General features: G+C 63.6%; 18 protein-coding genes and 1 riboswitch. Of the genes, 9 read left to right on the plus strand and 9 right to left on the minus strand.

What is annotated here, in order from left to right; genetic code table 11:
* The first annotated feature begins 32 nt into the window (after window positions 1–32).
* From CVS27_RS19015 to CVS27_RS19025, 3 genes are read left to right on the plus strand one after another with little or no spacing between them, the layout of a single operon-like run.
* Window positions 33–1,220, plus strand: coding sequence for a type III polyketide synthase (locus CVS27_RS19015; RefSeq protein ID WP_103467419.1), 1,188 nt, complete (start codon window positions 33–35; stop codon window positions 1,218–1,220).
* Entirely contained in the window at window positions 1,198–1,938 is a 741-nt protein-coding gene (locus tag CVS27_RS19020; protein WP_103467420.1) for a class I SAM-dependent methyltransferase, read from the plus strand. Before CVS27_RS19015 ends, CVS27_RS19020 begins: the two co-directional genes overlap by 23 nt.
* Complete coding sequence (locus tag CVS27_RS19025) at window positions 1,919–3,100, plus strand: FAD-dependent oxidoreductase (RefSeq protein ID WP_103467421.1); 1,182 nt, start codon at window positions 1,919–1,921, stop codon at window positions 3,098–3,100. Before CVS27_RS19020 ends, CVS27_RS19025 begins: the two co-directional genes overlap by 20 nt.
* Here the strand turns inward: CVS27_RS19025 and CVS27_RS19030 are convergent.
* Window positions 3,097–3,759: a TetR/AcrR family transcriptional regulator gene (locus CVS27_RS19030; RefSeq protein WP_103467422.1), complete on the minus strand. Its 663-nt coding sequence runs from the start codon at window positions 3,757–3,759 to the stop codon at window positions 3,097–3,099. The two genes, CVS27_RS19025 and CVS27_RS19030, sit on opposite strands and share 4 nt — an antisense overlap.
* A gap of 151 nt (window positions 3,760–3,910) precedes the next feature.
* Here CVS27_RS19030 and CVS27_RS19035 point away from each other — a divergent pair, with 151 nt between their 5' ends.
* Window positions 3,911–6,079 carry an ABC transporter permease gene (locus tag CVS27_RS19035; protein ID WP_207767581.1) on the plus strand — a complete coding sequence of 723 codons (2,169 nt, stop codon included), beginning with the start codon at window positions 3,911–3,913 and terminating at the stop codon, window positions 6,077–6,079.
* Window positions 6,080–6,111: 32 nt separating this feature from the next.
* Here the strand turns inward: CVS27_RS19035 and CVS27_RS19040 are convergent, their stop codons facing one another.
* The 3 genes from CVS27_RS19040 to CVS27_RS19050 form a co-directional block, all read right to left on the minus strand.
* The gene (locus CVS27_RS19040; RefSeq protein WP_103467423.1) at window positions 6,112–7,434 is read right to left on the minus strand and encodes a YibE/F family protein; all 1,323 of its coding nucleotides are present in this window, start codon (window positions 7,432–7,434) and stop codon (window positions 6,112–6,114) included.
* Window positions 7,435–7,788: 354 nt separating this feature from the next.
* Window positions 7,789–8,778, minus strand: coding sequence for a GNAT family N-acetyltransferase (locus tag CVS27_RS19045; protein WP_103467424.1), 990 nt, complete (start codon window positions 8,776–8,778; stop codon window positions 7,789–7,791).
* Window positions 8,779–8,780: 2 nt separating this feature from the next.
* Window positions 8,781–10,166, minus strand: coding sequence for a glycine--tRNA ligase (locus CVS27_RS19050; RefSeq protein ID WP_103467425.1), 1,386 nt, complete (start codon window positions 10,164–10,166; stop codon window positions 8,781–8,783).
* Window positions 10,167–10,481: 315 nt separating this feature from the next.
* On the opposite strand from CVS27_RS19050, the gene CVS27_RS19055 reads away from it, so the two are divergent.
* Window positions 10,482–11,174 carry a GTP pyrophosphokinase gene (locus CVS27_RS19055; RefSeq protein WP_243400280.1) on the plus strand — a complete coding sequence of 231 codons (693 nt, stop codon included), beginning with the start codon at window positions 10,482–10,484 and terminating at the stop codon, window positions 11,172–11,174.
* 54 nt (window positions 11,175–11,228) lie between these two features.
* Here the strand turns inward: CVS27_RS19055 and CVS27_RS19060 are convergent, their stop codons facing one another.
* Window positions 11,229–12,326: a lactonase family protein gene (locus CVS27_RS19060; RefSeq protein WP_165788353.1), complete on the minus strand. Its 1,098-nt coding sequence runs from the start codon at window positions 12,324–12,326 to the stop codon at window positions 11,229–11,231.
* 86 nt (window positions 12,327–12,412) lie between these two features.
* Here CVS27_RS19060 and CVS27_RS19065 point away from each other — a divergent pair, with 86 nt between their 5' ends.
* Window positions 12,413–12,643, plus strand: a complete 231-nt coding sequence (locus tag CVS27_RS19065; protein ID WP_103467427.1) for an RNA-binding S4 domain-containing protein — start codon at window positions 12,413–12,415, stop codon at window positions 12,641–12,643.
* Between the two features lie 68 nt (window positions 12,644–12,711).
* On the opposite strand, the gene CVS27_RS19070 is transcribed toward CVS27_RS19065, so the two are convergent.
* Complete coding sequence (locus CVS27_RS19070; protein WP_103467428.1) at window positions 12,712–13,353, minus strand: alpha/beta hydrolase; 642 nt, start codon at window positions 13,351–13,353, stop codon at window positions 12,712–12,714.
* A 77-nt stretch (window positions 13,354–13,430) separates the two neighbouring features.
* Between CVS27_RS19070 and CVS27_RS19075 the strand changes: the two genes are divergently transcribed.
* Both CVS27_RS19075 and CVS27_RS19080 read left to right on the plus strand, forming a co-directional pair.
* A complete protein-coding gene (locus CVS27_RS19075) occupies window positions 13,431–14,309 on the plus strand; it encodes an SGNH/GDSL hydrolase family protein (RefSeq protein WP_103467429.1) in 879 nt (292 codons plus the stop codon).
* Between the two features lie 105 nt (window positions 14,310–14,414).
* Window positions 14,415–14,837 carry a hypothetical protein gene (locus CVS27_RS19080; RefSeq protein WP_133162997.1) on the plus strand — a complete coding sequence of 141 codons (423 nt, stop codon included), beginning with the start codon at window positions 14,415–14,417 and terminating at the stop codon, window positions 14,835–14,837.
* A 90-nt stretch (window positions 14,838–14,927) separates the two neighbouring features.
* Here the strand turns inward: CVS27_RS19080 and metX are convergent, their stop codons facing one another.
* From metX to CVS27_RS19095, 3 genes are all read right to left on the minus strand, one after another.
* Complete coding sequence (gene metX, locus CVS27_RS19085; protein ID WP_103467448.1) at window positions 14,928–16,061, minus strand: homoserine O-acetyltransferase MetX; 1,134 nt, start codon at window positions 16,059–16,061, stop codon at window positions 14,928–14,930.
* 68 nt (window positions 16,062–16,129) lie between these two features.
* A complete protein-coding gene (locus CVS27_RS19090; RefSeq protein ID WP_103467431.1) occupies window positions 16,130–17,446 on the minus strand; it encodes a bifunctional o-acetylhomoserine/o-acetylserine sulfhydrylase in 1,317 nt (438 codons plus the stop codon).
* Window positions 17,447–17,523: 77 nt separating this feature from the next.
* A riboswitch (SAM riboswitch) is annotated at window positions 17,524–17,640 on the minus strand.
* Between the two features lie 206 nt (window positions 17,641–17,846).
* Entirely contained in the window at window positions 17,847–20,327 is a 2,481-nt protein-coding gene (locus CVS27_RS19095) for a Tex family protein (RefSeq protein WP_103467449.1), read from the minus strand.
* Window positions 20,328–20,440: 113 nt separating this feature from the next.
* On the opposite strand from CVS27_RS19095, the gene CVS27_RS19100 reads away from it, so the two are divergent.
* The gene (locus CVS27_RS19100) at window positions 20,441–21,079 is read left to right on the plus strand and encodes a VOC family protein (protein ID WP_103467432.1); all 639 of its coding nucleotides are present in this window, start codon (window positions 20,441–20,443) and stop codon (window positions 21,077–21,079) included.
* The last annotated feature ends 113 nt before the right edge of the window (window positions 21,080–21,192 follow it).

Genomic DNA, 21,192 nt, shown 5'->3' on the forward strand with positions numbered 1-21,192 from the left:
TGCACAAGCACGGGCCGCCCTAAGAATGGACTATGACAGTCACGTTGCGAGCCCTAGAAACTGCAGTTCCAGCCACCATCTTGATCCAGCATCAGGCCCGGGACGTGTTTGCCGCCCAGCCGGGGCTGACCCGGCTGGGCCAACGCCTGGTGCGCACCTGCTTTGATTCGGCAGCCATCGACACCAGACACACGGCGGTTGCCGAAATGAGCCTGGACTTCCACAGCCCCGACCCCATGTTTTACGACGGCGCAACCGGGCTGCTGCTGAACCCCACCACCAAGCAACGCAACGACTTGTTTGCGGCAGAGGCCACGGCCTTGTTCATTGAAGCCGCAGCCAAGGCACTTGCGGCCTGCCGCGAGCTGGGCGCCGCAGACATCACGCACGTCGTGACAGTTTCCTGCACGGGTTTCTTCAACCCGGGCCCCGACTACAAGATTGTCCGTGCCCTGGGGCTCAACCCTTCGGTGCAGCGCTACCACCTGGGATTCATGGGCTGTTACGCGGCGTTCCCTGCATTGCGGGCGGCCAAGGCGTTTTGTGAAGCGGATCCGAACGCCGTGGTGCTGGTGGTTTCGGTGGAACTCTGTTCGCTGCATGTGCGGACCTCCAACGATCCCGACACCATCATGGGTTCCTCCTTGTTTGCAGATGGCGCCGGAGCTGCCATTGTTAGCGCCCGTGAACTGCCCTACTCCGGCCCTGTTCTGGAACTGGACCATTTTGAAACTGTTCTCACCCCCGTGGGGGAAGACTCCATGGCCTGGAACATTGGTGACCACGGCTTTGAAATGGTGCTGGACACGTATGTTCCCAGGATCATTGATGACCACATTGTGGGCGCACTGGAGCCGTTACTTGCCCGGGCGCCCGCGTTGGCGGGAATCCCCTACGGCGACATCGCGCACTGGGCCATCCACCCCGGCGGGCGGAGCATCCTGGACAAGGTCCAGGCCAAGCTGGAACTCAGCGACGAACAACTTGTTCCGGCCAGGGAAACCCTGCGCAACTTCGGCAACATGAGCAGCGCCACCGTGCTCTTTGTGCTCAAACACATTCTGGACCAACCCTCCATGGAGGAACGGGAGAGCATTTGCGGCATGGCCTTTGGCCCGGGACTCACGGTGGAAACATCGCTGTTCACCAAGGTCTCAGAACTGCCCAGCCTTGACGGCCAGGGCGCAGGGAACCAGTTTGACCACGTTGTCAGGGTCTAGTTCCGGCCGGTTCTTGCGCACCCGGGACCAACACGTGGTGGAGGAAATGGACAAGCCGGACTGTGATCCTGGCAAACTCCAACGGACCTACGCCCAGTTTCCGCGGATCAACGCGGTGGTTTCGGGCTGGCGCAGCAACTACCGGCACCGCATCCGGCCGCTGCTCTCCGCTACGGGCAAAACCACCCTGCTCGACATCGGCTGTGGAGGCGGCGACGTAGCGCGCAGCCTGGCCCGTTGGGCTGCGGCGGACGGCTTGTGGCTGGAAGTCACCGCCATTGACCCGGACGATCGGGCCTTTACGTTTGCCCAGGCCCAGACGCCGGCGCCGCGCCTCTCGTTCAGGAAGGCCTTCAGCTCCGAACTGGTCGCCGAAGGTGCCGTGTTCGACGTGGTCATTTCCAACCACATACTCCACCACCTCACCGCGGAGGAGTTTGCAGGGTTGTTGGCTGACTCCGCCGACCTGGCCACGGTGGCCGTGATCCACAGCGACATTGCCCGCAGCCCCCTTGCCTACGCCCTGTTCGCTGCCGGGACGCTGCCCTTCTTCCCGGGGTCGTTCATTCGCCGCGACGGGCTCACCTCCATCAGGCGCAGTTACACAGCGGACGAATTGCGCGCCCAGGCTCCCCCGAACTGGGTTGTCGCCTCCGAGCGGCCCTACCGGAATTTGTTGCTCCACACCCCGGAAACTGATGCGCAGCGCCATGCTTGACGTGCTGATTGTGGGGGCCGGGCCGGTGGGCCTACATTTGGGCGCGCTCCTGCTCCAGCAGGGTGTGGACGTGCGCATCCTGGAGCAGCGCACCGAACGCAGCGACCATTCGCGCGCCATAGGCATCCATCCCCCGGGCCTTGCCGCCCTCGCCCAGGTGGGGATCGGCCCCGCATTGATCCGCGCCGGCGTTCACATCACCGCCGGCGCGGCCCGCAGCGCCGGGAAGGACGTGAGCGAACTGCGCTTCGATCGCATCGGAAATGCATACCCGTTCATCCTTGCCCTGCCGCAGGCACGGACCGAGGCCCTGCTTGAGGCGCGGGTGGCCGAACTGTGCCCGGGCGCCTTGCTCCGTGGCCTGGCAGTCACAGCCGTGCACGACGCCGGAACGCATGTCACGCTGACAGCCGCCCCGAGTGCCGGGGCAGGGTCGGGAGGGGTTGAGAACCAGACTTTCACCGCCCGGCTGGTGGTGGGTGCCGACGGGGCCAAATCCATGCTGCGGCGGGAGCTGGGCATCGCTACGCGGGGGCGCAACTACCCCGACACCTACTTGATGGGTGACTTTCCGGACACGGGATCCGACGGTTCAGCGGCCGTGCTGTATTTGGAACCCGGCGGCATTGTGGAGTCGTTTCCGCTGCCGGGCGGGCTGCGGCGCTGGGTGGTGCACACCGACACCCTGCTCGATGACGCTGGCGCGGCGGAACTGGCCGGGCTGATTGCCGAACGCACTGGCGTGGTGGTGCCTGCGGCAGAAAACAGCATGCTCAGCGCGTTCGATGTGCGCTCCCGGCTGGCCACCCGCATGGTGGCCGGAAGGGTTGCGCTGATTGGCGACGCCGCCCATGAGATCAGCCCCATCGGAGGCCAGGGCATGAATCTGGGCTGGCTGGACGCCGCAGCCCTGGCCCCCATCATGGTGGCCGCCCTGCGCGGGGAGCGCACGGGGCGCCGACTGGAAGCGTTTGAACATGCGCGCCTGGCCGCGGCAGCCCAAGCCTCGGCCCAGGCGTGGCTGAACATGGTGCTGGGACGCCCGGGCCCGGCGTCGTACCTGGACATACGCCACCAGCTGGTCCGGGCGGTGTTCGGCGCCCAATGGCCCAGGGACGTGGTGGCGCGGCGTTTCAGCATGGCTCCGTGGCGGGCGCCCTAGAGCAAATAGGGTGTGGTGGGCAGCGTGAGGAAATCGTCGGGGTGCGTGACGGGCGCGGCGAGCATGCCCGTGCATGAGTCGATGAAGAAGTAGCCCACACCGGCCCAGTTGGGTTCTTGGGTGCCGTCCTGGATTCGTTGCTCGTATTCGGCGCAAACGCCCAAAACCATGGGTCCCAGGATCATGGAACGGCCCTGCACAACGCGCGGCGGAATGTCCCCCAAGGCTGCTTGGAGGCGGCGGATCAGCTCCTCCACTTCGGGGTTGCGCACGGCCGATCCTGCGAGCTCATCGCCCATCGAGGGAATGGAGCGCACCTGGAACAGGAAGCGGGCGCGCCAACTGGGGACTGGCAGCGAGGCCAGATGATCTATCCAGGGCAGGATCAGGGCGGCCAGCAGGTCCCGCACTGTGGCGTCAGGAGCAAGTCCGGCAACCAGGGCCACCCGGCGCCTGTCCATCTCCTCCAGATGGCGATTTAGCAATGCCCGCAGGAGCTCGTCACGGCCACCAAAGTGGTAGGCGATGGCGGAGTGGTTGGCGGTGCCGGCATGCTCGGTGATCCGCCGGTTGGATACCGCGTCAATGCCGTGGAGGGCAAAGAGTTCCTCGGCGGCATCCAACAACGTTTCGCGTGCCTTGTCGCTGTGCAGCCCCATGCGGCCCCTTTCCTCAACTCCCAACGGTACCGTGTTCGCCCCGTCGTTGCGGTCTCCGCCTAGCCTATTCGCATTTTTACGCCACGTGGCGTAAATTTAACATCTGAGGCCCATCACCGCCACTTTTCACGCCACCCACAGGAGCAAGAGCTTGAGTAAAAAGTCCCACACCCACATCGAGAATCCCCCGGGCGGGGATTCCCCGGACCTCGACGCCGTCGAACTCTCCCCTGAAGACGCTGCCGAAGCTGCCGCCGCGAAGCGGGCCAAGGCCGAGACGATCGGGCGCTACGTGGCCATGTTCATGATGCCCCTGATCATGGTCGGCATGATGGTCACCGGTTACTTGGGCACCATGCACGCACCCTCACCGAATAACATGCCGATCGCCGTCGTCGGCTCCTCAGCGCAGGCCGATCAGTTCGTTGGCGCGCTTGTCGCCTCGAACCCGGATGCCGTGAATGTCCGTAACGTCGACTCCGCCGCGTCCGCCCGCCAGCTGGTCATAGACCGGGACGTCTCCGGAGCCGTCTACATCGCCGACGGCTCCGCCACCGTGTTCACCGCCAGTGCCGCTGGTTCCTCCCAGGCCTCAGTGGTCAAAGCGATGCTGGCCCCGCACGTATTGGCCGAGGGTTTGACATTACAGACCGAGGATCTAGTCCCACTGCCGGCCACCGACGCCGCCGGTTTGGGTGCCATGTTCCTGGCCACCGCCTTGGTCATGGCCGGCTATCTGCCCTTCAGCATGGTGCTCTCCAATTCCCCCGAACTCTTGCGCTTCCGCCGTGCCATCCCGTTGCTGGCCGGCTGGGCGGCACTGGTCGCGGCCTTGGTCTGGACCGTCACCGGGCCGATACTTGGGGTGGTGCAGGGACACGCGATGGCCGTGCTGGGCATCGCGTGGCTGGGCGTTTTCGCCATTGGTTCCGTGCAACTGCTCCTCACCCGCTTCCTCGGCCCGATGGCAACAATTGCTGCCATGCTCTTCCTCACGGTGCTGGGCATGCCAGCCTCCAATATGAGCATGTCCGTTTACACCATGCCCGGGTTCTTTACCTTCCTGCATTCAATCCTGCCCACCCCGGCCATTGGCGAGGCCCTGCGCTCGGCCCTGTACTTTGACGGTGCAGGGGTTTGGCCTCACCTGCTGGTCCTGATCATCGGCGGAGTCCTTGCCTTGATGTTGACTCTGGCAGTTGATGCCCGCAAACGGCGCAGCAATCCCAACGCCACCGGTCCCAAGCCGAGCATTCCCTCGCTGCACGGCGGACCCCGCCCCAAGAGCCGTTTCTGGCGCTACGGCGCACTGCTCCTGTTCCCCTTGGGAATGGTCACCATGATGATTTCAGTGATGCTCGGCGCCATGTCCGCTCCGATGCCGCAAAACATGCCCATCGCGATCGTGGGGACCACCGTCGCTCAAGCGCAGCAGGCAGTAGACGGACTTGATGAGAACATGCCCGGCCTGTTTGAGCTGAGGGCCGTTGATTCCACCGAGGAGGCACATGCCCAGGTACAGGACCGCACAGTCACGGCGGCCTTCGTGCTCCCCTCGGCAGAGAAGCCGGCAGCAACGCTGGTGACCAATCAGGCTGGCGGCTCCAGCGCACAGCAGGTGGTCACAGCTGTCTTTGGACAGGTTGCCGCTGGACTGAAGGTGGACATGGTGGGCGATGAAATTGCGCCACTGCATTCAAATGACACGATGGGCTCGGTGAGCATGTACATCGCCATGGGTTGGATTCTGGCCGGCTTCATGATCATCATCGTCGGCGCGAACGCCGCCCCGAAGTCCCGCCCGTTGCCCAAGCTCGTGCCCATTGTCGCGGCATGGTCGGTGTTTATTTCAGCAGTCCTGTGGCTGATTGCCGGACCCATCACGGGCAGCGTTGACGGCCATTTCTGGCAACTGTGGGGTGTTGGCGCCATCGCGGTCTTCGCCGTGGCCATGTTCTCCGCTGTAGTTGAGCGTCTCATCGGAATGCTCTCCATAATTCCGGTGATCGGGCTCATGATGCTCGTCGGCGTTCCTGCCTCCGGTGGCGGCCTGTCGGTCTACATGGAGCCGGAGATTTTCCGTGTTCTTCATGGGATCCTGCCCATGCCCGCGGCGGTGGAATCCGTCCGCTCAATCCTGTACTTTGGTGCCGACACGGTAGGGCATCACTTGCTCACGTTGGGTTTCTGGGGCGTAGGGTCCCTGATCGTGCTCATGATGATCGACAAGATCAAGCCCCCGCGCACCGAGCTGCATCCCATCGATCCGGACGAGGCTCAGCCTGCCGTGGCGCCTGTCAGGGAAGCTGTCTCGGCGTAGCTTTTCCTGTGGGCTGAGCGCCGTCACGGCGGTCAGCCCACAGGCATGTCCACAGGCTCAGACGTTGTCGCGGCCTTGTCCACAGCGGTTTCGTCCCCCGCGGACTTGTCCATCGCGGCCTTCCGCCCCGTTGATTTCACCACGGCAACCGCCACAGCCGTCGTCACGGGCACTGCCAGCACCAAGCCAATGGAGCCCACCAGAATGCGCACCACTTCCTCGGCAAGTTCGGCACTGGTCAATGCGTTCATCAGGGGCTGATCATAGAGGGAAACCATCAGCAGCACCGGCAGGGCGCTTCCTGCGTAGGCGAAGGCGATGGTGTAAACGGTGGAGGCGATATGGTCGCGCCCAATGCGCATGGCGGAGGTGAACAGCTCGCGGGTGCTGGTGTGCGGGGCAAGTTCGTACAGTTCCCAGACGGCCGAGGACTGGGTGATGGTGACGTCGTTCAGCACGCCCAAGCCGGAAATGACCAGCCCGCACAGGATCATCCCGGACAGTGACATTCCCTGGGTGAGGCTCAACAACTGATACGAGTTGTGATCTGAGGTGCCGGTCAGTGCCGCCGCGTCCACCGCCCAGTAGGCCATTCCCGCGGTGACGGCCAGCCCAAACAATGTTCCCAACAATGCCGTGGATGTGCGGGCGGAGAAACCATGGGCAAAGTAGAGCACGCCAAACATAATGGCCGAGGATCCCACCAAAGCCACCAGCAGCGGCGGCTGTCCCTGGGCCAGGGCGGGCAGAATGAACCAGGCCAGCACGGCAAAGGCCCCGCCCAGTCCTACGATGGCCCGCAGCCCGCGCCACCTGGCCACGGCTATGACCACCACCGCGTACAGTGCAGCAAGCAGTCCCATGGGCATGGTGCGGACAAAATCCATGAACACGTACTGGGTGCCGGGATTCTGGTTCCCGGTCATGCCCGGCAGTTCGGAAAGGTTCAGGAAGGTGATCTTGTCACCGGCGTTCACGCCGCGGGCCTGGATAATGTCGGGGCTGACCACAACTGGCACCTCGGCGCCTCCGTCCACCGACGTGTAGGCGATGAAGCAGCTACTCGCCGGCATGCCTGCGGCGCTGCCGGGACAGTCCTGGGTGGCTGTGCGCTGCACAACCCCGGTCTCGATGCTCGCCCCCGGCGCGGCGGCATACGGGTTCCCGGCAGCCGGCGTCTCGTTGCCACCTCCGGGCCACATGAACGCCATGGCCACCAGTGTCAGCACCGCCAGTGGCGCCAGTATCCAGCTCAGCAGAACCACAGCCCGGCGCCGCACAGCATTGCGGCTGCGCAGCTCGGCCCGGCTCAGCAATGAATCGTCAGTGTCACCGTGCGAATGCGAGTGTCCCATAGGCGGCGTGCGCCCCTTCTGTGGTTGCGTGCGTCTGGAGGTGTTTATCGAGTATCTCAACAATCCGCGACGGTGGGGGGCCCACTGAGGCGGCGGAGCGCAGCGACGGTGGGGGGCCCACTGAGGCGGCGGAGCGCAGCGACGGTGGGGGCTGGCGCCCCGCTGAGGCGGCGGAGCCGGCATTTTTGTAGGCGACGTAAAGGAGACGCCAAAGGCCGCCCGCGGCCGACGCGTCGGGGCCCCGAGCGCGAGGGGCCCGCTGCGAGCTTGCGAGCAGTGGGAGCGCTTGGGGAATAGTCGCCGGAAAATGCCGGTCCGCCGCCGGAGGTGAGCCCGGCGGCGGACCGATTGGTGCTACTCCCCGACGACGAGTGTTTCGTTGCCGCGAACCTTGGCAGCGCCCACGGCAATCATCGGATTGACCACGGCAGCAAGGGCTTCCATGGAGTCATCCAATTCAAGCAGCACGGGGTACTGGTGCGTGATGAGTGCCAGGAGGTCGTAGACCGCCTGCACGGCTTCATCATGGCCCAACGTTGGCTCCACACCCACGAACACCTCGGAGGCGCTGGCGGGAATGTCCTCGTTCGTCTCGATGCTGCCTTGCGAGTAGCTCAAGGCGAAGGCCTGGATCTTGCCCTTCTTGCTGGGGGCAACATCGGCACCAAAGGCGCTGGCCGGCTCGGCCCGCAGCACCAGGGCACCGTGGGCACCCGTGAGGTCATCCAGGAACATCCGCTGTACAACACCGGGGCTCAGGGGTCCGGTTGGATCCCACTGGTTCACGGACTCGTAGTAGCGGCCCACAACATCCGTCAGCTCAACGGAACCCGTGGCCAGGTCCTGAAGACGGGCAGTGGCCTCCTCCTCGGTGCCTTCACCAAAGCTGGGGAGCTTCAGTGCACCGGGGCCCACCTCAATGACCCTGTTGCGCTGCAGCACGCCCAAGCCCATGGCCTGCGCAAACGCAGCCCCGGAAGTCTCCGGGGCAACCTTGGTGCGCAACGCCGTCGTACTGACCAAGCCAGCCTCAAGCGCGCCTTGGGCTTCACGGCGCAACATGGTCAGCAAGGTGGCAGCAACGCCGGCACGGCGGTGGTCCTTGGCAACCTCCACGTAGGCCCACAATCGGGCCGGGTGAAGTTTGGTGGAGTACACGACGCCGGCAGCGACCGGGATGCCCTGGTCTTCGGCCACGATGGTGCGCCGCCACGGATTGGCGTCCTGCTCCGGCGCCAGCGCGGCACGGAACTGCCCGGCCGGGGCGGAGTCAGCGTCTCCCCAAATCTCCAAAAGAGTCAGGTCGTCGCCGTCGCGCCAGGGCCGGTATGTCAGCTCAGCCATGCTTAGGCACCCAGGAGGCGGGTGGCCAGGTACGCCTGCACCTGATCCAGGGGCACGCGCTCCTGGCTCATGGTGTCGCGCTCACGGATGGTCACGGCGTTGTCCTCGAGGGTTTCAAAGTCAACGGTGATGCAGAACGGGGTGCCGATCTCGTCCTGGCGGCGGTAGCGGCGGCCAATGGCGCCGGCGTCGTCGAACTCGATGTTCCAGTGCTTGCGCAGGGTGTTGGCAAGCTCCTTGGCCTTCGGGGACAGGTCCTCGTTGCGGCTCAGCGGCAGGACCGCAGCCTTGACGGGGGCCAGTCGCGGATCCAGCTTCAGGACAGTGCGCTTGTCCACGCCGCCCTTGGCGTTGGGTGCCTCGTCCTCAACGAATGCGTCCACCAGGAACGCCATCATGGAACGGGTCAGGCCGAAGGAAGGCTCAATGACGTAGGGGGTGAACCGCTCGCCCGTGGCCTGGTTGAAGTAGCTCAGGTCCGTGCCGGAGCCCTTGGTGTGCGAGCCCAGGTCGTAGTCGGTGCGGTTGGCGACGCCCATGAGCTCGCCCCACTTGGAGCCCTGGAAACCGAAGTTGTACTCAAAGTCGATGGTGCCGGCGGAGTAGTGGGCGCGCTCGTCCTCGGGGACGTCAAAGCGGCGCATGTTCTCCGGGTTGATGCCCAAATCGATGAACCAGTCCCAGCACAGTTCAACCCATTCCTTGAACCACTTCTCGGCGTCTTCGCCGGGCACAAAGAACTCGATTTCCATCTGCTCGAATTCACGGGTGCGGAAGATGAAGTTTCCGGGTGTGATCTCGTTCCGGAAGGCCTTGCCGATCTGGCCAATGCCGAACGGGGGCTTCTTGCGGGACGTGGTGAGCACGTTGTTGAAGTTCACAAAGATGCCCTGCGCGGTTTCCGGGCGCATGTAGGCCATGCCGGCCTCACTGTCGACCGGGCCCAGGAACGTCTTCATCAGGCCGGAGAAGAGCTGCGGCTCGGTCCACTGGCCCTTGGTGCCACAGTCGGGGCACACGATGTCATCCATGCCGTTTTCCGGCTGGCGGCCCTTCTTGGCCTCAAAGGCTTCGGTGAGGTGGTCCTGGCGGTGGCGCTTGTGGCACTGGGTGCACTCGACCAGCGGGTCGGTGAATGTTGCCACGTGGCCTGAGGCTTCCCAGACGGCCTTGGGCAAGATGATGGAGGAATCCAGTCCCACCATGTCCTCGCGCCCGCGCACAAACGACTGCCACCATTCGCGCTTGATGTTTTCCTTCAGCTCAACGCCGAGGGGGCCGTAATCCCAGGCCGACCGTGAACCGCCGTAAATCTCACCGGCCTGAAAAACAAAGCCGCGACGTTTCGCGAGTGAAATGACCTGGTCAAGCTTGGACTGAGGCGCCACTGTTTACTCCTATTAATTACGAGGCCGCTGGGTGCGGTCCGTCCGTGGACAATGCTACCGGTGGGTTAGTGTTTGGGTGAATTATTCCGGGCTGCATGTTCTGATTGACACATCTGCGCGCCATTAACGGTCAGGCAACGACACCGTTGCCATAAACTGTAGGAAAGGGACTCCGCGCCCGGCGAGCACAAGGCCCTCCGGGCGAGGGGGTCCTCTTCGGTCGGTCCAGGGTTTCGCCGGACCTTCGGCTTCCAACAGCTGATGAGCTACCCGTCGACGAAGACCCAAACCGAGGCAGTATCAGGAGACTCTTGAATGATCGAACTTAACGAATGGTTCGACAGCGATGATCCAGAGGTCATTCACCGAATGGCTGAAGGGAAAGCGCTGCGTGATGGGTTGGCACGCTTCCTGCTCAACTATCAGTTCGCGATAGAGGAGATCATGACAAAGATCAACATCCTCAAAACTGAGTTCGAGCATCTGCACGACTACAGTCCAATAGAACACGTCAGTTCTCGTCTCAAGTCTCCCGAAAGCCTTTTGGACAAGGCGCGGCGCCGAGAAATACCCCTAAGCTTTGAGTCGCTGAGCAAGAACGTGCTCGATGTGGCTGGTGTTCGGATTGTGTGCAGTTTCCAGTCGGACGCCTACTGGCTTGCCAAGATGATCAGCTCGCAGCAAGACATCACTGTAGTGGCGACTAAGGATTACATCGCCAACCCCAAACCCAACGGATATAAGAGCCTTCACCTCATCGTCCGGGTGCCGATCTTCCTGTCGGAATCCATTCAGAACATGCATGTTGAATTACAGATCCGCACCGTGGCCATGGACTTCTGGGCAAGTCTCGAACACAAGATCTACTACAAATACGATCACGCCATACCGGCATCCATACTCGCGGAACTCCAGGAAGCAGCTGTCGTGGCCAGCCGGCTCGACACAAAGATGGAACGCATTCACGATGATGTCCAAGGCAAGATTCCTCGGAGCACATCAGACTAGCCGGGGAACTTCCGCAAGGCTGCCCCGGACGTTGTGGCGCATGAAGGTCTGGCTCTAGGCGAGCAAAATGCAGGTGGGGCTGCCGTAATCCAGGGATTGCACAGCACCGGCAACCGGTACGCCGTCGGGCCCCAGCTCAAAGACGGCCACATTGTTGGAGAGCTGATTGGCCACATAGATCTTGTTGTGGCCCACGGCAAAGTGCCGCGGCCAGGTGCCGGCAGATGAAATCTCGGCCAGGAAACGTGGCGGCGTGGGTGCTGCCTCGTTGTCGGCGTCCTCATCCGTGCCAGAGCCAGCCAGGCCCGTCACATCCAGCGTCACCAGTGTGTCAGGGCCGCGGACAGCCGCATACAACTTATTGCCATCCTCGGAGAGCTGGATGTGTGAGGGATAAAACTGCTCCGCGGCCTGGACTTCCGCAACTGTTGGTGCCAACGGGGTTTTGAAGAGCCAGTGCCAAAAGTAGTCATCCCGGGCGGTTGGGCTTGTTGCGCGGCTCGGGGTCCTTTGCAACACGTGCACGCAGCCATCGAGTTCACCGGCCACCAGCAGAAAATCGCCTTTGAGGGCCACATGGCGCGGACCCGTTCCCGGCGGCAGTTGCGCCGATCGCAGCAAGGTGCGCGTATCGCCGGCCTGGGCGTATTCATCCACCCGGTCAGCCCCAAGGTCTGCCACCAACACGCTGCCCCACGGCGTGGGAGTGACCTGATGGGCGTGGGATTCGCCTTGGCGCTCCACCACGGGGCCACTGCCTGAATGTGACAAAAGTTGCGGGGCGGAGGCATCATTTCCGAGCAAGCCATCCAGTGCCAGCACGGTCGCTGTGCCCGAGGAGTAGTTGGCCACCCAGACCTGACCATCGACAAGGGCAACGTGGCAGGGATCGGCCCCCAGGGTTGGCGCGCGGCCCAGCACGTCCAGGGTTAGCGGATCAACGGCAATGACGTTGCCCTCCGGCAGTTCTTCAACAGCCAGCAGAAGCCAGCCGCCGGCACTGAGAAAGGAGGGATTTAGCACAGCAGAGCTTTTTCGGAGCATCTCCCCCACGGTGCCGTCGGCCAGCACCTCAAACAAGGACAGCCCCGGTCCGGCACCATAGCCTTCTTCGGTGTAGCCGCTGAGCAGAATGGCAGGTGTGGATGGCATGGCTGATTCTCCTTGTGATGAAAGACCCTGGCTCCAAGCTACCCGCCTGCGCAGCGGCATTGCCATCCATGCGGCACAATTAAGCCATGAGTTCACACGAGATCATTGACATCCCCATCCGCGACGACATGATCCGACTGGGACAACTGCTCAAACTGGCCAGCCTGGTGGAGGACGGCGTGGAAGCCGCCGACCTCATCAAGGCCGGCTTGGTGAAGGTCAACGGCGAGATCGACGAGCGCCGCGGCCGCCAATTGCACCACGGCGACACCGTGACCGTTAACGGAGAAACTGTTCGCATCACCACGGGCGGATAGTCCAGCACCCAAGCACGACGGCGGGCACCCAGGCTTAGGTGCCCGCCGTCGTACTTTAAGTGGTGCGCCTACTTGGCGGCCAAAACCTTGTACTGCAGGAACTCGCCCACATGGGAGATCTCCTGGGCGTTGATGCCGTGCCAGATCCCCGTGTAGAGAACCTTCGTCAGCTGAACGTTGGCCCGCATCCACACATTGGTGGACTCAATGGCCGTCTCCGGAATGACCGGGTCAGCCTGGTCGCGGCCCCAGAAAACCTCCGGCTTGAGGGCAGCCACGGCGGAATCGTCAAAGAACGCATCGCCTTCGGCATCAACCACAAAACCCGAAAGCCCCACCACTGCCGCATAATCGGCAGGCCTGTGCCGCAACAGGGTTGTGGCCATGCACATGCCCTGGGAGAAGCCCAACAAGCTCACGGAGCTGTGGTTGGCGCGCACCGAGTCAATCCACTCCTCAAGAGCCGTCGCAGCAGTTCTCACAGAAGCCACCGAGTAGCTCAAGTCGTTGCGCAGCGGGAACCAGGAGTAGCCCGGACCTGCCTGCAGGGGGCCACGCACCGAGGCCACGGTGAACTCGGCCGGCAGCTGGCCGGCGAGTGAAAAGAGGTCGGCCTCATCGGCACCGTAGCCGTGAAGGATGACCAGCAGGGGTGTGCCGCTGCGCTCGGATTCGGGACGTGACCATAGGACTGTGGGGGATTCGCTCATTGGTTCATCTTTCCATGAGGCGCACCGGGTCCAAAAAACATGGGTGGCGGAACTGGCCACCCACGGGGCAGGATGGGATGGTGAAAGAATCTACGGCACAGAATCTCCAGTCAACGGCCAACACCGTACAGTCCACTCCTCGCCACCCGTGGAACCGCTATGTGGCCATGGGCGACTCCTTTACCGAGGGCATTGGGGATCCCGACCCGAGCAGCCCCGGCGGCTCCCGCGGCTGGGCCGACAGGCTGGCCGAGGAGCTGAGCCGCGATCACGAAGATTTCCGCTACGCCAACCTGGCCGTCCGCGGCAGGCTGCTGGGGCAGATCCTGGGCCAACAACTGGAGCCGGCGCTGGAACTCAAACCGGATCTCATCAGCATTTCAGCTGGCGGCAACGACCTGATCCGGCCGGGCTCTGATCCCGATGCCCTGGCCGAATCGCTGGATGTGGCGGTGGGAAAGATGACGGCCGCCGGAGCAACCGTGCTGCTCTTCAACGGCCCGGATATTAGGGAAACCCCCGTGCTCGGCATGGTGCGTGGACGGGTGGCCATTTACAACGAGAATCTGCGCACCATCGCCTCCCGGCATGACGCCGTGGTGGCCGACATGTGGTCCCTGCGCCAACTGTCGGACCCTCAAATGTGGGCCGGGGACCGGCTGCACTTTGCCCCGCTGGGCCACCACACCATCGCGATCATGGCCTTGAACGCCCTCAACGTCCCCCACTCGCTGGTTCCGCAACGGCCCAAGCCGCTGCCGGCCCAGAAGTGGCAGACGGCGCGCGTTGAAGACTTCGTGTGGGCTAGGGAGTTCTTGTTCCCTTGGGTGTTGCGCAGGCTGCGCCATCAGTCCTCCGGCGACGGCATATCCCCCAAGCGCCCCACCCCGGGGCCAGTTTTTGGTCCTGATGTTGGCACTATTCCTGGCGCCGGGCTTCCCGAGACCACCAAGTAGCTCAACAGCAGTGGCTAAGCGGGCAGCCCGGCAGCAAGCGGACTAGGATGAGAAGAGGCGTTGGATTCAGCGGCCTAATCGTAGAAGAGGTGCGTTGTGCCCATCATGCTCGAACCATTGGCGACGAGTATTGTTGCTGCCTCGTCCAGCAGCTCCTCCGGCTTTTCACCGCTGTTCATGCTGGCAGTTGTGGGTGTGATCCTGCTCAGCATTTTCACCAGGTCAGCCAACCGCAAACGTCGCGCCTCCCGGGATAACATCTACAACCCGGCAAATCCAACGGGCAGGGCTGGCGTTGCCCACCAGCCGGGCGGTGCCCCCTATGTGGGGACCCTGCTCAATGGTGTCCCACTGCGCAACTACGACACATCCCATGGCCACCAAACAACAGGTTTCGCCAATGAACGCATGAAGGCGGAGGCTGAGTTGAAGCGTCAACTGGACGCCTTGGACACGGCGCGCCGCAATGGCCAGGTCACGGCAGAACAGTACGCCGTCCACCGCGAGGCCATTTTCAAGAATTTCTAAGCAGCAGAAAACTGGCCCGCAGAAAACGCCGAAAATCGCGCTAAAAGCGCGAATTTTCGGCGTTTTCTGCGGGCCAGTTCCTCTTCGGAGCTAGACGGTGAAGAAGGACTCCCGCAGGAGCTCCCCCACGACGGCCACCTCGGTGAGGAAACCGTCATGGCCAATGGCTGAGTCAATGTGGTGGACAGCCACATCCCCGGGCAGCGCAGCCGCCAGGGCGTCAGACTGGGCTGGGAAGTACAGGCGGTCACTGCTGACCGCGGCCACCAGAAACTCCACCGAAGCTGTGGCTGCCAAGGCTTGCGACAGGGTGCCACGGCCCCGGCTGACATCGTGGCTCATCAACGCCTCAGTAATGGCAATGTAGCTGTTGGCATCAAAGCGCCCCACCAGTTTGCGGGCCTGGTGGTCAAGATAGCTCTCCACCTGGTATCTGCTGCCGCTGGCGCCCAAAGCCGCCAGCCGATCATGGCTGATGGTGTCCTCGCCGCTTTGGGCCTGACGGCCAAAACGTGACTCCATCTCAGTTTCTGAACGGTAGTTGATGTGGGCAATCCGACGCGCCAGCCCCAAGCCTGAGGTGGGGGCTGCGCCGTCGTAATAGTCCCCGCCGGCAAAGTTCGGGTCCTGGCGGATGGCGAGAGTCTGCGTCTGGGCAAAGGCAATTTGCTCAGCCGTGCTGGCGGCGCAGGCAGCCACCACGGCGCAGCGGCGCACCCGCTCCGGATAGCTTGCCGCCCACTCCAAGGCACGGGCACCGCCCATGGAACCGCCCACGACGGCGTGCCACAGCTTGATGCCGAGCTTGTCAGCCAGGCGCGCCTCGGCGTGGACCGAGTCGCGGATGGTGACGAAGGGGAAACGGGACCCGTAAGGTTTTCCGTCGCTGGCGATGCTGGACGGGCCGGTGGTGCCGTAGCAGCCGCCCAGCATGTTGGCGCACACCACAAAGTACTTGTTGGTGTCGATGACGTCCCCGGGCCCCACCAAGCCTTCCCACCAGCCGTCTTCCTCTGAATCGCCGCGGCTCACGTGGGTGCTGCCGGTCAGGGCGTGCTGGATGAGCACGGCATTGTCGCCGGCCTCATTCAGCGTGCCCCAGCATTCAAAGGCCATGGTCACCGAGGGCAGCGAGCCCCCCGCTTCCAGCGGCAATGCGCCGATCTCAAGGGAACGCAGCACACCGCCGCCCCGTCCTACGGCCGCGGAAAATTCTTCACCCACCGCGGTGGCCGCCACGGAGGCAGACCCCGTGGCAAGAATACTTTTTTCCTCCGTGTGTCCCACCGAAATCACGCTTGTTTTGCCGCGCGGAATCCGGCTTCGAGGTCGGCCAGAATGTCAGCAATATTCTCAAGGCCCACCGAGAGTCGGACCAGTCCCGGGCGCACACCGGCAGCCAACTGCTGCTCCGGTGAAAGCTGTGCATGGGTGGTCGACGCCGGGTGGATGACCAGGGAGCGCACGTCGCCAATGTTGGCCACATGTGAGTGCAGTTCCAGGCCGTCCACGAATCGCTTGCCAGCCTCGGCGCCGCCCAAGATGTCAAAGGCGATGACGGCGCCGGTGCCCTTGGGACCGTACTTGCGGCCACGCTCGAACCAGGGGCTGGAGGGGATGCCTGCGTAGGCCACAGCCTCCACGTTCTCGTTCGTCTCGAGCCATTCGGCAACGGCAACCGCGTTGCTCACGTGGCGCTCCACACGCAAGCTCAGGGTTTCGATGCCCTGGGCAATGAGGAAGGCGTTGAACGGTGCCACGGCCGAGCCAAGGTCGCGCAGCAACTGCACGCGTGCCTTGAGGATGTAGGCCAGGTTGGCGCCCAAGGCGCTGCCCACACCCAAATCGCGGGCGTACACCAAACCGTTGTAGGTGACATCCGGGGTGTTGAAGCCGGGGAACTTCTCCGGGTTGGTGGCGAAGTCGAACTTGCCGCCGTCGACAATCACTCCGGCGATGGCGCTGCCGTGGCCGCCCAGGTACTTGGTGGCGGAGTGGATGACAATGTCGGCACCCCATTCCAGCGGTCGGATCAGGTACGGGGTTGCCAGGGTGTTGTCCACCAGCAGCGGCACCCCTGCCTCGTGGGCGATGGCGCTGATGTTCTCAATGTCCAGCACGTCTTGGCGCGGGTTTGACACAACCTCACCGAAGAAGGCCTTGGTGTTGGGACGGACCGCAGCACGCCATTCATCCAGGTTGTCGGGGTCGGAGACGAACGTGACCTCGATGCCGAGCTTCTTCAGGCTGTGGGCAAACAGATTGTAGGTGCCGCCGTAGATGCTGGGGCTGGAAACAATGTGGTCGCCTGCTTCTGCCAGGTTCAAGATGGCGAAGGTGGTTGCCGCCTGGCCGGAGGCGAGCAGGAGTGCTGCCACGCCGCCTTCCAGACTGGCAATGCGCTGTTCGACGGCGTCCTGGGTGGGGTTGCCGATGCGGGTGTAAATCGGTTCCAGCTCTGCCAACGCGAACCGGGCAGCGGCGCTCTCGGCCGAGGGAAAAACAAAGGATGTTGTCTGGTAGATCGGCAGGGCGCGTGCCCCTGTGGTGACGTCCGGCTCCTGGCCTGCGTGGATCTGACGGGTTTCAAATGACCAACCGTTGCTCATGGTTGAATTCCTTCACACTAGAGGCCTGCGGTAAAAAACCCTCCAACGCAGCATGCGTGAAGGGCCTTCGACTCGATGGCCCGCGCTTGCACTGGAACCGGGCGGCTCAGTGCCAGGTCTTCACCCGGGGCACCCCACCGCGGAAGGAGGGTTGCCGGTCAGCGAGCCGGGGCTTGTCGCTGACACTCATGACCTACATCCAGTGTGAAAGATCCCTTCAGGCGCCGCAAGATTGTGACGAGTTTATGACCTTGGCCGAAGATTTGCTTGAAATATGCGCCGAAAAGTGGCACTGGCTGAATTTATGAACCATTCCACCACCGTGAGTGCGCAGCTGATGAGACTTGGAGCCCCACACGTCGCATCAGCTGCGCACTCACCGAGTTACCAGGACCTGGAACTACTTTCCCAGGCCCGCGCGGCGCAGAGCCTCGGCCATGGCGGTGTTGGCCGTTGGTTGAGGCGTTGCGGGGCGTGCTGGACGGTCGCCGCCTTGTCGGGCGGAGTCCTGACCCGGGGTGCGCCTCTGCCCCGCACCCCGTGACTCTGCCGCACCCTGCTTGGGAGTCGGCCGCCCGGGGGTGCGGGCGGCGGGGGTGCGGGAGTCGGCGTCGAACTTCCTCGAAGACGTATCGGCGGCGTCATCCAGACGCAGCGTGAGGGAGATGCGCTTGCGTTCGGGCTCCACTTCCAGAACCTTCACGCGGACCACCTGGCCGGACTTGACCACAGTATGAGGGTCCGAGACGAAGGAGTTGCTCATGGCCGAGACGTGCACCAGCCCGTCCTGGTGCACGCCAATGTCCACGAACGCGCCAAACGCCGCTACATTGGAGACGGTTCCTTCCAGGATCATGCCGGGGCGAAGATCGGTGATCTTCTCAATGCCGTCCGTGAACGTGGCTGTTTCAAAGCGGGGCCGGGGATCGCGGCCAGGCTTTTGCAGCTCGGTCACAATGTCGGCAACTGTGGGCAGGCCAAAGGTGCCGTCCACGAAGTCGGCCGGGTTGACCGAGGACACAGCCCCAACGCCGGCAGAAATCTCGGCTGATGTGGCACCCACCGTGGCAAGGATCTTGCGGGCCACGCCGTACGCTTCGGGGTGCACGCTGGAGGCATCCAACGGTTCCGCTCCCCCGGTGATGCGCAGGAATCCCGCACATTGTTCAAACGCCTTGGGACCAAGCCGGGCCACCTTGAGCAGTTCGCGGCGCTTGTTGAACGGGCCGTGCTCGTTCCTGTGCGCCACAATGTTCTCGCTCAACAGCGGTCCGACGCCGGCCACCCTCGCCAGCAGTGCCGGGGAGGCGGTGTTCAGGTCCACGCCCACGGCGTTCACACAGTCTTCCACCACCGCGTCCAGGGACCGTTCCAGTTTGGCCGGGGTGAGGTCGTGCTGGTACTGGCCCACGCCAATGGATTTGGGATCGATCTTCACCAGTTCCGCCAGCGGATCCTGCAACCGGCGGGCGATGGACACGGCCCCACGCAAGGACACATCCATGCCGGGCAGTTCGGCACTGGCCAGGGCCGACGCCGAGTACACCGAGGCTCCCGCTTCGGAGACAACAAGCTTGATGACTTGGCGGTCCGGGGCTGTGCGCTTGAGCTCGGCGACAAGTTCGGCGGCCAATTTGTCCGTCTCCCGGCTGGCTGTTCCGTTGCCAATGGCAATCAGCTCAACGCCATGCTTGTTGGCCAGGGCCACGAGGGTGGCAAGGGATTCGTTCCATTTCCGGGCGGGCGCGTGCGGGTAGATGGTTTCCGTTGCGGCAACCTTGCCGGTGCCATCCACCACGGCAACCTTGACGCCGGTGCGCAGTCCCGGATCCAGACCCAGGGTTGCGCGGTTTCCGGCCGGTGCCGCCAACAAGACGTCTCGGAGGTTTGCCGCGAAGACGCGCACCGATTCCTCCTCGGCGCTTTGGAACAGCCGCACGCGCAGGTCAACCGAAAGGCGGGTCAGGATGCGCGTGCGCCAGGCAAGTCGGGCGCTGGTCATGAGCCAGCTGTCCGCTGCCCGGCCGGATTCGGCGATGCCCAGGGAGTGCGCCACGGCATTTTCGTAGCGGGAACGTGCCAGGGCGGCGGCGTCGGCGTCACGGGTGTCGGCCTCGGCCAAATCCAGGCCCAGCACGCCGTCTTTTTCGCCGCGCAGCAGCGCCAGGACACGGTGGCTGGGCAGCGTGTGTGGCGGTTGGGAGAAGTCAAAGTAGTCCTTGAACTTTTCGCCCGCCGCATCCTTGCCCGTTTTGACAGTTGAGCGCAGGCGCCCAGTTTTCCAGAGCCGCTCGCGCAACTCCCCCACCAGCGCAGCGTCCTGGCCGGCACGTTCAATGAGAATGGCCCGTGCTCCGGCCAGGGCGTCATCCGCCGAGGGAACACCGCGGGCCGCATCAACGAAGGTGTCCGCCTCCACGGACGGGAAGCGGGAGGGATCGGCCAGCAAGGCGTCCAGCAGGGGCTCCAAACCAGCCTCACGGGCGGCGTCGGCCTTGGTTTTGCGCGTGGATTTGTACGGCAGGTAGAGATCTTCCAACTCCGACTTGGTGGCGGCGGCATCGATGGTGCGGCGCAGGGCGGGAGTGAGCTTGCCGAGCCCGTGGATGGTCTCCAGCACTGTCAGGCGCCGGGCCTCCAGTTCGCGCAGGTAGCGCAGCCGCTCCTCAAGGTCGCGGAGCTGGGTGTCATCCAGGGTGCCGGTGACTTCTTTTCTGTACCGGGCAATAAAGGGGACGCTGGCGCCGTCGTCCATCAGGCCAATCGCAGCGCGAACCTGGGCCGGGCGGACTCCCAACTCGGCAGCGATCCCTGCGCTGATTCGTTCAGCAAGGGCAGCGGCGGTGGGCAGGGTCAGCGGGGCGTTTCCAGTATCAGTCACACCCCAATTCTGCCCCACCCGCGGGGACACCAAACACCCTTGAGATGGTACGTCCCATGTGCCTTAGGTAACGCTAAGTCGAGACACCGATCACAAAGTGCCAAGATGAAGTCATGCGAATGGATCATGTTTCTTACGCCAGTGAATCAGACGGATTGGCTGCCACTACGGAGCGAATCGCGACCGCCCTCGGGGTCGATGCAGTGCGCGGAGGAATTCATCCGCGCTTCGGCACCCGCAATATGATTATTCCCCTCACCGACCACCATTATGTGGAAATTGTTGAGTGCCTTAATCACCCCGCTTCGGACAAGGCGCCGTTCGGCCAGGCCGTCAAGGCGCGGTCAGCGGCCGGAGGAGGCTGGATGGGGTGGTGCGTCGCCGTTGACGATCTCACCCCCTTCGAAGAACGCCTGGGCCGCAGCGCCGTCCCCGGCAACAGGAAGTTCCCCGACGGCCAGGAATTGGTGTGGCAGCAGATTGGTATCAAGGGCCTCATTGCCGACCCCCAGGTGCCGTACATGCTCAAATGGGAGGGCGATCCCAGCTTGCACCCGTCGCTGGCACGCGAATCCACGGTGAGGCTCTCCTCGCTGACCATCGCCGGCAGCGCCGAACGCGTCACCGAGTGGCTGGGCGAACCCGTCGAGGCACCCCTGGATGACGTCGCCGTGGAGTGGATTGCCCCGCGCGGCACCCCCGGCATCATGAGCGTCACCTTCGAGACAGCTCACGGCCCGGTCACCATCTAGCACTTCTTGTTCAAGCACGACTGGGCCCACAGCCGCAGGGTTCCCTGACCGAGGTACGAGGTGAGGGAGCGGCTGGGGAGGCACCCTCCCCTTGGGGGCGGGTGCCGTTTGCG

It is taken from the genome of Arthrobacter glacialis (genome assembly GCF_002909445.1).
In the GTDB taxonomy this organism is placed as follows: Bacteria; Actinomycetota; Actinomycetes; order Actinomycetales; family Micrococcaceae; genus Specibacter; species Specibacter glacialis.

Bases quoted from the DNA above. Each gene is read 5' to 3' on its own strand.
- CVS27_RS19015 (WP_103467419.1), top strand. From the start codon at position 33: ATGACAGTCACGTTGCGAGCCCTAGAAACTGCAGTTCCAGCCACCATC.
- CVS27_RS19025 (WP_103467421.1), top strand. From the start codon at position 1,919: ATGCGCAGCGCCATGCTTGACGTGCTGATTGTGGGGGCCGGGCCGGTG.
- CVS27_RS19030 (WP_103467422.1), bottom strand. From the start codon at position 3,759: ATGGGGCTGCACAGCGACAAGGCACGCGAAACGTTGTTGGATGCCGCC.
- CVS27_RS19040 (WP_103467423.1), bottom strand. From the start codon at position 7,434: ATGGGACACTCGCATTCGCACGGTGACACTGACGATTCATTGCTGAGC.
- CVS27_RS19045 (WP_103467424.1), bottom strand. From the start codon at position 8,778: ATGGCTGAGCTGACATACCGGCCCTGGCGCGACGGCGACGACCTGACT.
- CVS27_RS19055 (WP_243400280.1), top strand. From the start codon at position 10,482: ATGATCGAACTTAACGAATGGTTCGACAGCGATGATCCAGAGGTCATT.
- CVS27_RS19060 (WP_165788353.1), bottom strand. From the start codon at position 12,326: ATGCCATCCACACCTGCCATTCTGCTCAGCGGCTACACCGAAGAAGGC.
- CVS27_RS19065 (WP_103467427.1), top strand. From the start codon at position 12,413: ATGAGTTCACACGAGATCATTGACATCCCCATCCGCGACGACATGATC.
- CVS27_RS19070 (WP_103467428.1), bottom strand. From the start codon at position 13,353: ATGAGCGAATCCCCCACAGTCCTATGGTCACGTCCCGAATCCGAGCGC.
- CVS27_RS19075 (WP_103467429.1), top strand. From the start codon at position 13,431: ATGGTGAAAGAATCTACGGCACAGAATCTCCAGTCAACGGCCAACACC.
- CVS27_RS19080 (WP_133162997.1), top strand. From the start codon at position 14,415: ATGCTCGAACCATTGGCGACGAGTATTGTTGCTGCCTCGTCCAGCAGC.
- CVS27_RS19090 (WP_103467431.1), bottom strand. From the start codon at position 17,446: ATGAGCAACGGTTGGTCATTTGAAACCCGTCAGATCCACGCAGGCCAG.
- CVS27_RS19100 (WP_103467432.1), top strand. From the start codon at position 20,441: ATGCGAATGGATCATGTTTCTTACGCCAGTGAATCAGACGGATTGGCT.